Here is a 9,203-nt window from a genome sequence, read left to right on the forward strand (position 1 = left end):
AGGGTGGTCGCCACCGATGCGTGGCCGAGCAGCTCCTGCACGACGCGCACGTCCGCGCCGCCCTGGAGAAGATGCGTGGCGAACGAGTGCCGCAGCGTATGCGGCGAGACGTGCACCGTCAGGTCGGCACGTTCGGCCGCCCGCTGGATCACCAGCCATGCACTCTGCCGAGACAGGGGTGCGCCGCGCACCCCGAGCAGCAGCCTCGGCGTGCTGCGACCCCGAGCGCTCAGCGCGGGCCGCGCCCGTGTGAGGTAGGAGTCGACGGCTGCCCGAGCGTAGGAACCCACCGGCACGATGCGCTCCTTCGAGCCCTTGCCGCGCAGCCGCAGGATGTCGCCGTGCGCCGTATCGTCGACGTCGAGGCCGACCGCCTCCGACACCCGCGCCCCCGTCGCGTACAGCAGTTCGAGCAGCGCCGCGTCGCGTAGACCGATGATGCTGTCGTCGGTGGTGGCGAGCAGCCGCTGCACCTGGTCGACCGTCAGCGCCTTCGGCAGCCGGTCGGCCTGCCGGGGCGGCCGCAGCCGCACGGTGGGGTCGTCTGCGGCGAGGCCCTCGCGGGTGAGGAAGCGGTGCAGTCCGCGAACGGAGGACTGCAGACGGGCGAGACTGGATGCCGCGGGCACCGGCTCGCCCGAGGCTCGCTCGGCGGCGAACCGGGCCACGAGCGCCCCAGTGACGCCATCCATCTGCTCGACGCCCTGCGCGGCGAGCCACGCGACGTACCCGCTCAGATCGCGGCGGTATGCGGCGACCGTGTGGTCGGACAGGCCTCGCTCCACCGTGATGTGCCGCAGATAGGCATCGACGGCGCGCTCCGGCTTCACCTCAGGATCGTCTCACGTGCGCGGCGCCCCCACCGCAGGCGATCGGCGTGGCCACGGGGTGTCGGCCGGCGCGAGGGTCTCCCACTCGCGGGCGCGGGCGGCCTGCGCTGCGAGCGCGCCGACCACCAGGGACGGGTTCTGCACCCGTCGTGCGAGCACGGCATCGACGACATCGTCCAGCGGCACCCAGCGCACCTCGATATCGGCTTCTTCGTCCGTGCGCTCGAAGACCTCGTGCGCAGCGGAGATGTCGCGGGCCAGGTACACCCGGATCGCCTCGTCGCTGCCGCCCGGGGTCGTGGCGAACTCGGCGAGCACGTTCCAGCGGGCGGCGACGAGATCAGCCTCCTCGGCCAACTCCCGCTGCGCCGATGCCAGCGGGTCTTCACCTGGCACGTCGAGCAGACCGGCCGGGATCTCCCAGTCACGCGCACGCACCGGGTGGCGGTACTGCCGGATCACGAGAATGCGATCATCGGCGTCGAGCGCGACGACGGCGACGGCACCGGGGTGGTCCATGTACTCGCGGACGATCGTGGTATCGCGGTACGCCACCTCGTCACGGCGCACGTTCCACACCCGTCCCTCGTACACGGTGTCGCTGCGGACGACCTCGAGCGCGACCGGCTCGTCAGACAACATGTCAGTCATTGTCGACGTCGAACAGCTCGCTCGCCCGGTGCCGTTCGAGCGCCGCGCCGATCAGCCCGCGGAACAGCGGATGGGCATCGGTCGGCCGTGACCGCAGTTCGGGGTGCGCCTGTGTCGCGATGTAGTAGGGGTGCTCGTCGCGCGGCAACTCGACGTACTCAACGAGGTTCCGGTCGGGCGACAACCCGCTGAAGACGAGCCCGGCGGCCGCGAGCTGGTCGCGATAGCGGTTGTTCACCTCGTAGCGGTGACGATGCCGTTCGGAGGCGCGGTTCGTGCCGTACAGCTCGGCGGCCAGAGAGCCTTGGGCGAGGTCGGCCTCGTAGAGCCCGAGTCGCATCGTGCCGCCGAGGTCGCCGCTCTCGATGATGTCGACCTGCTCCTCCATCGTGGCGATGACCGGGTGGTCGGTGTCAGGATCGAACTCACTCGACGACGCACCGTCGAGTCCGACGACCGAGCGTGCGTACTCGATCACCATGCACTGCAGTCCCAGGCAGATGCCGAGCGTGGGGATCCCCTGCTCGCGCGCGAAGCGCAGGGCACCGAGTTTGCCTTCGATGCCGCGGATGCCGAAGCCGCCGGGCACGATGATGCCGTCGAGCCCCGCGAGTGCCTTCTCGGCGCCTTCGGGCGTCTCGCACAGGTCGGAGGCGACCCAGTCGATGGTGACGTGGGTCTCCTGCGCGAAGCCGCCGGCCTTGAGCGCCTCGGTCACGCTGAGGTAGGCATCCGGCAGGTCGATGTACTTGCCCACGAGACCGATCGTCACCTCGTGCTTGGGGTTGTGCACCGCCTTGAGCACGACATTCCAGCGGCTCCAGTCGACGTCGCTGGCCTCGTCGAGGCGCAGGGTGCGGACGATGTAGGCGTCGAGTCCCTGCTCGTGCAGCATCGACGGGATGTCGTAGATGCTCGGCACGTCGACGGCATTGACGACCGCGCGCTCGTCGACGTCGCACATGAGGGCGATCTTGCGCTTGTTCGACTCGGTCACGGGGCGGTCGCTGCGCAGTACGAGGGCGTCGGGCTGGATGCCGATGGACCGCAGGGCCGCCACGGAGTGCTGCGTCGGCTTGGTCTTCTGCTCGCCCGACGCGCCCATGAACGGCACGAGGGAAACGTGCACGAAGAACACGTTGTCGCGGCCGAGCTCGTGCCGAATCTGGCGTGCGGCCTCGATGAACGGCTGCGACTCGATGTCACCGACGGTTCCGCCGATCTCGGTGATGATGACGTCCGGCCGGGGCTCCTCGGCGGCCTGCAGCCGCATGCGCCGCTTGATCTCGTCGGTGATGTGCGGGATGACCTGCACGGTGTCGCCGAGGTACTCGCCGCGGCGCTCGCGCTCGATCACGCGGGAGTAGATCTGACCGGTCGTGACGTTCGCGGCCTGGCTGAGGTCGATGTCGAGGAACCGTTCGTAGTGGCCGATGTCGAGGTCGGTCTCGGCGCCGTCATCGGTGACGAAGACCTCGCCGTGCTGAAACGGATTCATCGTTCCAGGGTCGACGTTGAGGTACGGATCGAGCTTCTGCATCACGACGCGCAGCCCGCGTGCGGTGAGCAGATTTCCGAGGCTCGCGGCGGTCAGGCCCTTGCCCAAAGACGAGACGACACCGCCGGTCACGAAGATGTGTCGGGTGGTGTCGTCGGGGCGTCCCGCGTCAGGTTCAGAAATCTGCATCACGGGCTTTCATCCTATCAGGCGGCTGGCTGGCGAGCTCGAGCAGCTCGCGCGCGTGTTCGATGGCGCTGGACGAGTCGGCGAGCCCCGACAGCAGACGAGCCATCTCGGCTTCCCGCTCGGTGCCGTCGAGACTGCGCACGCTCGACGCGGTGACCGTGCCGTCGCTCTCTTTGACCACGCTGAGGTGGTTGCTCGCGAAGGCAGCGACCTGCGCAAGGTGCGTCACGGCGATGACCTGGGAGGTCTCGGCGAGCCGCGCGAGCCGCCGGCCGACCTCGATCGCGGCGGCCCCGCCGATGCCGGCATCGACCTCGTCGAAGACGAACGTGGGGACCGGATGCGTGGACGCGATCACGACCTCGATCGCCAGCATCACCCGGCTCAGCTCGCCGCCCGACGCCGACCGCGCCACCGGGCGCGGCTCGGCGCCGGCATGGGGTGCGAGCAGCAGTGCCACTTCGTCGCGGCCCTCCCCGCTCGGCGGTGCAGGGGTGACGGCGACGGTGATCCGTGCGTCAGGCATGGCCAGCGCGGCCAGCTCTACGGTCACGAGTGAACCCAGCCGCTCGGCGGCGGCGGTGCGCGCACGGGTGAGCGCGGTCGCCGCGTCGTCGAGAGTGGATGCCGCGGCCTCCCGCTCGCGGTCGAGCTCGGCGATGCGATCGTCGTCGCCTTCGAGCTCGGCCAGCCGCGACCCGCCCGTCTCGGCGAGCGCGATGACCTCGTCGAGGCTGCCGCCGTGCCGGCGCATCAGCGCGGTGAGCACGGCGCGGCGGTGCTCGACGGCATCCAGCTCCTGCGGCCCGGTCTCGTCGAGATCGGCGAGGTATCCCGACAGCTCGACCGCGATCTCTGCGGAGCGGTACCCGAGGTCGGCGACCTGCTCGGCCAAGCCCGCGAGCGCCGCGTCCCGTTCGCCGGCCCGCTCCAGCGCCCGCCGTGCGTCGCCGGTGAGCGCCGCCACATCGACGCCATCGAGCTCGGACGACAGCGCTTCGCGCGCGGCGGCCGCGGCGGCGCGCAGCTCTTCGAGATGCGCCAGGCGCTCTGCGCGCGCGGCGAGCGCGAGGTCCTCCCCCGGCTGCGGTGCGGCGTCGGCGATCGATGCGAGCTCCTCACGCAGCTGCTCGGCCTCGGCGACGCGCGCCTCCCGCTCCGCGGTGAGTGTGGTGTGCTCGGCGTCGATGACGCGCCACTGCTCCCACGCCGCGCGATAGGACGACAACGCCTCGGTCACGGCGTCGCCGCCGAACCTGTCCACTGCGGTGCGCTGAGCGGCCGCCGACCTCAGTCGCAACTGCTCGGACTGCCCGTGCACGACGACGAGCGCCTCGGCGAGATCGGCGAGCACGCCCGCCGGTGCCGACCGGCCGCCGACGGTCGCGCGGCTGCGCCCCTCGCGGGTGATCGAACGCCCGACGTACAGCTCCGCGGTACCATCGCCGACGGGTTCCAGCGAGCCCCCGGCATCCTGCACCCGGTCGGCGACGGCGCCCGCCTCGGGAACGATCCACACGCCGGCGACGTCGGCGTTTCCGGTGTCACCGCGCACCACGCCGGAGTCGGCACGCTGCCCGAGCAGCAGTCCCAGCCCGGTGACGACCATGGTCTTGCCCGCCCCGGTCTCTCCGGTGATCGCGGTGAACCCGGCTCCCATGGGCAGGGTCGCCTCGGCGATCACGCCGAGTCCGCGCAGGCGCATCTCTTCGATCACGTGTCGAGCTCCGCAGCATCGATGACCCCGGTCACCGGGTGCGAGCCCCCCGCCGGTCCGCGCCAGCCGTTGACCGGCAGCTGGAACTTACGCACCAGCCGGTCCGTGAACGGTGCCGGGTGGAGCCGCGCCAGCCGCACCGACTGCCCCGAACGCTGCGCGCTCACCCGGGCGCCCGGCGGCAGATCGTGCGACCGTCGCCCGTCGCACCAGAGCACACCCGTCTCGGTGGTGCGCTCGAGCACCTCGATCGCGACGGTGGCGGCCGGGGCGATCACCAGCGGCTTGGCGAACAACGCGTGCGCCGACAGCGGCACGACGGCGATCGCCTCGACCTCCGGCCAGATGACGGGCCCGCCGGCCGAGAAGTTGTACGCGGTCGACCCGGTCGGCGTCGAGATCACGACCCCGTCGCAGCCGAAGGCCGTCAGCGGGCGGCCATCGACCTCGACGACCACCTCCAGCATCCGTTCCCGGCTGGCCTTCTCGACCGTCGCCTCGTTGAGCGCCCACGTCTCGTACTTCAGCTCGCCTGCGGCATCGGTGACGCGGACCGACAGTGCCAGCCGCTCCTCGACGAGGTAGTCGCGGGAGATCACCCGCGCCACCGCTTCGTCCAGCTCGTCGCGTTCGATCTCGGCGAGGAAGCCGACGTGCCCCATGTTGATGCCCAGCACGGGCGCCGACCCACCGCGCACGAGCTCTGCCGCCCGCAGGATGGTCCCGTCTCCGCCGAGCACGATGGCCAGCTCGACCTCGACGAGGGCGACGTCGCGCCCGAGCACCCCGACCGCGCCCAGCCGCGCGGTGCGCGCACCCAGGTCGTCGATGTCGGTGTCGGCGAGCACCGGTCGCGCACCGGCGGCGCGCAGGGCTGCGCACACGCGCACACCCGCGTCGATCGTCTCGTCGCGGTGCGCATGCAGCACCACGAGAATGTTGCGCTCGCCCGTCATTCCGCTCCTGCCAGCTCGTTGACCGTGCGCATCCATTGTGACGGATTCGCCCCCGACTCGACCTCCAACGGCCGGCGACGCAGGTGCACGAGGAACTCGCGGTTGCCATGCGTGCCCACGATCGGCGACGCGATGACGCCGAACGTACCCAGCCCCGCATCCCACGCCGCCCACAGCACACCAGCGACCGCATCTGCACGCAGGCCCGGATCGGTCACGACCCCCTCACGCACGCGGGTGCGCCCCACCTCGAACTGGGGCTTGACCAGCAGGACGAGATCGGCATCGTCCGCGGCCGTGCGAGCGGCGGCCGGAAGCACCTGCGTCAGCGAGATGAACGAGAGGTCGCCGGTGACCAGGTCGGGGACGTCGGCGGTCTCCGCGGCAGCCTCCAGGCTCTCGCGCGAGAGATCGCGCACGTTGAATCCTTCGACGACACGCACGCCCGAGTCGTCGCGCACCGTCGGGGCCAGCTGCCCGTGGCCGACGTCGACGGCGATCACGAGTCGTGCACCGCGTTCGCGGAGCACCTGCGTGAACCCTCCGGTCGAGGCGCCCATGTCCAGTGCGACGCGGGAGAACGGGTCGATGCCGAACGCGTCGAGTGCGGCGGCGAGTTTGTGCGCGGCACGGCTGACGTAGTGGTCGGATGCCGCCACCGCCAGCACGGCGTCGTCGGAGACCGGAGTCGACGCCTTCACCACCGCGACGCCATCCGCCGTCACCACTCCGTCGTCGATGAGCCGCTGAGCGTGCGTGCGCGAACGCGCGAGGCCGCGGGCCGCGAGGGCCGCATCGACGCGCACGGTCATCCGGCCTCGCTCCCGTCCAGACGCCGGGCGAGCTCGTCGTGCAGCGCCGCATACCCGGCGGGCCGTTCGGTCAGGGGCTGTCCCTCGATCACATCCAGCGCCGAGACGAGGTCTTCGGGCACGCGGTCGCCCGTCGAAGGGGGCTCGGGGTCAGCGGCACGATCGCTCATGCGCCCCAGGATACCCAGAGCCGCAGACCATGCAGGGATACCGACGCCGTCACGGCCGGTGGAAGGGATCCGCGTACAGCTGCTCGGGCACGCGCATCGCGAAGATGCCCACTCCGCTGTCCCAGATCGCGCGCGCGCCGGCGCGCAGCAGGTCGATCTGCGAGTTTCCCGCCGACAGGATGTGCACGTCCGCTCCGTCGACGCGCACCGTGGCCGCGCCCACCGTGACCGCCCCGTCCTTGATGCTCGTCTGCGGGTAGGGCTCGTGCAGTTGGCGCAGATCCGCCAGCAGGAACGCCGGGCGCGCATCGGCGGCCGCTGCCAGGACGTGCTTCGGGCGATCGATGCCGGTGAGCACGAGAGCCGAGGGGATGCCGGCACGGTTCGCGCCCAGGATGTCGGTGTCGAGACGGTCTCCGATGAAGAGTGGATGCTGCGCCGCGAACCGCGCCACGGCCTCGTCGAAGATCGGTGTCTCGGGCTTGCCGGCCACCGTTGCGAGCCGGCCGATGGCCGTGTGCACTGCCGAGACCAGCGTCCCGTTGCCCGGCGCGACACCGCGTGCCTGCGGGATCGTCCAGTCGGTGTTGGTGGCGATCCAGGGGATGCCGCCCTCGTCCTCCGGGACCTTCAGGGCGAAGGCTGCTTCGGCCAGGTCCGCCCAGCCGACGTCGGGCGCGAACCCCTGCACGACGGCGGCCGGCCCGTCGTCGGCGCTGCGCGTCACGACGAAGCCCGCCTTCTCGGCCTCGACGACGAGCCCGTCACCGCCGACGACGAGCACCGTCGACGCGGCGGGGATGCGCGTCGCGAGCAGTCGCATGGCGGCCTGCGGGCTGGTGACGACCTCGTCCGCGTCGACGATCAGGCCGAGCTCGCGCAGGTGCGCGGCCACGGCGGCGTCCGTGCGCGCCGCGTTGTTCGTGATGTAGCCGAGCCGACGCCCGCCCGCCGCACGGTTGAGGCTGTCCACGGCGTGCGGCAGCGCACCCGGACCGGCGTACACGACACCGTCGAGATCGGCCAACACGACGTCGACGCCATCGAGCGGCGTCGGGGTGGAGCGGCGGCCTCGGAACAGCGCCATCAGGCGTCGTCCTCGGGCAGCGACTCCTCCACGATCTCCTCGACGACGATCATGTCGCCGGCAGCGGTCTCGCCATGCAATGCTTCGGCCGCCACCTCGGCGCGGTGGTGCCACTGTGCGGCCTCGTCGAGGCGACCGAGGTCTTCGAGCACGACCGCCCGGGCTGAGAAGAGGGCCGGGCTCCACTCGAACGCGCGGTTCGGGTCGAGCTCGGGAATGTCGAGCTCGAGCAGCGCACGCTCGGGCTGGCCGAGGTCGAGCCGGGCGCCGGAGAGGGCGATGGTCAGTTCGACGCGAACAGCCGCCGGCAGAGCACCGCGCTCGACCGAACGGCCGACTTCGATCGCGCGATCCGGCCGACCCACACCCCGCTCGCTGTCGACCATGAGCGCGATCTGGTCGTCGCGGCCCGAGATGCGCCGATAGGTGCGCAGCTCGCGCAGTGCCAGGGCGAAGTCGCCGATGGCGTACGCCGTGATTGCCGCGGTCTCGCGGACCACCGCGAGACGGCCGGCACGACGCACCGCGGCCAACGCGTGCCGATGGGCGAGCGCCGGGTCATCGTCGATGAGCTGCGCTGCCATCGCGAGATGCCGTGCGACGTCCTCTGCGTTCTCCTTGCTGAGCGTCTTCAGCTCGTTGCGTGCAGCAGGATGCAGATCGCGCGCGGTCACCGACTCGGGAACCACCGGGTCGTCGTGCGACCGACGGTCGGCGTTCTGGGGCGGTCGGCTATCACGACGGGGCTCCCCAGCCGGGCGACGGCCCTTGGGGGCCGAGCCCGTCTTACGGGACGGACGATCGTCGCGGCGCCGCGCGTCGTGCGATCGCGGACGCCGTGGCCGCTCTCCACGCTCGTGCTCAGCCATTCCCTGCCCTCCTCGGTGTTCTTCGAGAGAACACTGTTAACGAGAAATGGCCACCCAACTCTGGGTGGCCATTTCACGAAAGAAGTCCGGCGGTGTCCTACTCTCCCACAGGGTCCCCCCTGCAGTACCATCGGCGCTGAAAGGCTTAGCTTCCGGGTTCGGAATGGGACCGGGCGTTTCCCTCTCGCTATGGCCGCCGAAACACTATTGATGTTTCAATCAGTCTGCGATCGCACCCCGACGAAGCGCGGGGCGCTGGCGCGGTGCCCGAGCGTACATCGAGAACCACTCAGTGGACGCAAGCACCTCAAGAGGTGTGTGATCAAGTCTTCGGCTTATTAGTACGGGTCAGCTCCACGTGTTGCCACGGTTGCTCATCCGGCCGATCATCCCAGTAGTCTAGCTGGGAGCCTCTCGCCCGAAG

Annotated in this window: 9 protein-coding genes and 1 rRNA gene; all 10 read right to left on the reverse strand. The window is 70.8% G+C overall.

Translation table 11 applies throughout. From position 1 onward, the window contains the following. Positions 1–830 (reverse strand): site-specific tyrosine recombinase XerD (locus tag ACK5IN_RS05270; protein WP_416895159.1); only part of this gene is annotated, 830 nt, incomplete at its 3' end. A 12-nt stretch (positions 831–842) separates the two neighbouring features. Next, on the reverse strand, positions 843–1,481 hold the full coding sequence (locus ACK5IN_RS05275; protein WP_416895160.1) for an NUDIX domain-containing protein: 639 nt from the start codon (positions 1,479–1,481) through the stop codon (positions 843–845). Continuing rightward, positions 1,474–3,168, reverse strand: coding sequence for a CTP synthase (locus ACK5IN_RS05280; protein ID WP_416895167.1), 1,695 nt, complete (start codon positions 3,166–3,168; stop codon positions 1,474–1,476). Before ACK5IN_RS05280 ends, ACK5IN_RS05275 begins: the two co-directional genes overlap by 8 nt. After that, positions 3,155–4,885: a DNA repair protein RecN gene (gene recN, locus ACK5IN_RS05285; protein ID WP_416895161.1), complete on the reverse strand. Its 1,731-nt coding sequence runs from the start codon at positions 4,883–4,885 to the stop codon at positions 3,155–3,157. The genes ACK5IN_RS05280 and recN overlap by 14 nt, the downstream gene beginning before the upstream one ends. Beyond that, on the reverse strand, positions 4,882–5,841 hold the full coding sequence (locus tag ACK5IN_RS05290; protein WP_416895162.1) for an NAD kinase: 960 nt from the start codon (positions 5,839–5,841) through the stop codon (positions 4,882–4,884). The genes recN and ACK5IN_RS05290 overlap by 4 nt, the downstream gene beginning before the upstream one ends. Then, positions 5,838–6,653, reverse strand: coding sequence for a TlyA family RNA methyltransferase (locus tag ACK5IN_RS05295; RefSeq protein ID WP_416895163.1), 816 nt, complete (start codon positions 6,651–6,653; stop codon positions 5,838–5,840). Before ACK5IN_RS05295 ends, ACK5IN_RS05290 begins: the two co-directional genes overlap by 4 nt. Continuing rightward, complete coding sequence (locus ACK5IN_RS05300) at positions 6,650–6,823, reverse strand: hypothetical protein (protein WP_416895164.1); 174 nt, start codon at positions 6,821–6,823, stop codon at positions 6,650–6,652. The genes ACK5IN_RS05295 and ACK5IN_RS05300 overlap by 4 nt, the downstream gene beginning before the upstream one ends. Before the next feature lie 49 nt (positions 6,824–6,872). Next, positions 6,873–7,910, reverse strand: a complete 1,038-nt coding sequence (locus ACK5IN_RS05305; protein ID WP_416895165.1) for an HAD-IIA family hydrolase — start codon at positions 7,908–7,910, stop codon at positions 6,873–6,875. Continuing rightward, positions 7,910–8,599, reverse strand: a complete 690-nt coding sequence (locus tag ACK5IN_RS05310) for a hypothetical protein (protein WP_416895166.1) — start codon at positions 8,597–8,599, stop codon at positions 7,910–7,912. Before ACK5IN_RS05310 ends, ACK5IN_RS05305 begins: the two co-directional genes overlap by 1 nt. Positions 8,600–8,863: 264 nt before the next feature. Beyond that, positions 8,864–8,980, reverse strand: a 5S ribosomal RNA gene (rrf, locus tag ACK5IN_RS05315). Positions 8,981–9,203 lie beyond the last annotated feature (223 nt).

Origin of the sequence: Microbacterium sp., from assembly GCF_047971895.1 — a bacterium.
Taxonomy (GTDB): Bacteria; Actinomycetota; Actinomycetes; order Actinomycetales; family Microbacteriaceae; genus Microbacterium.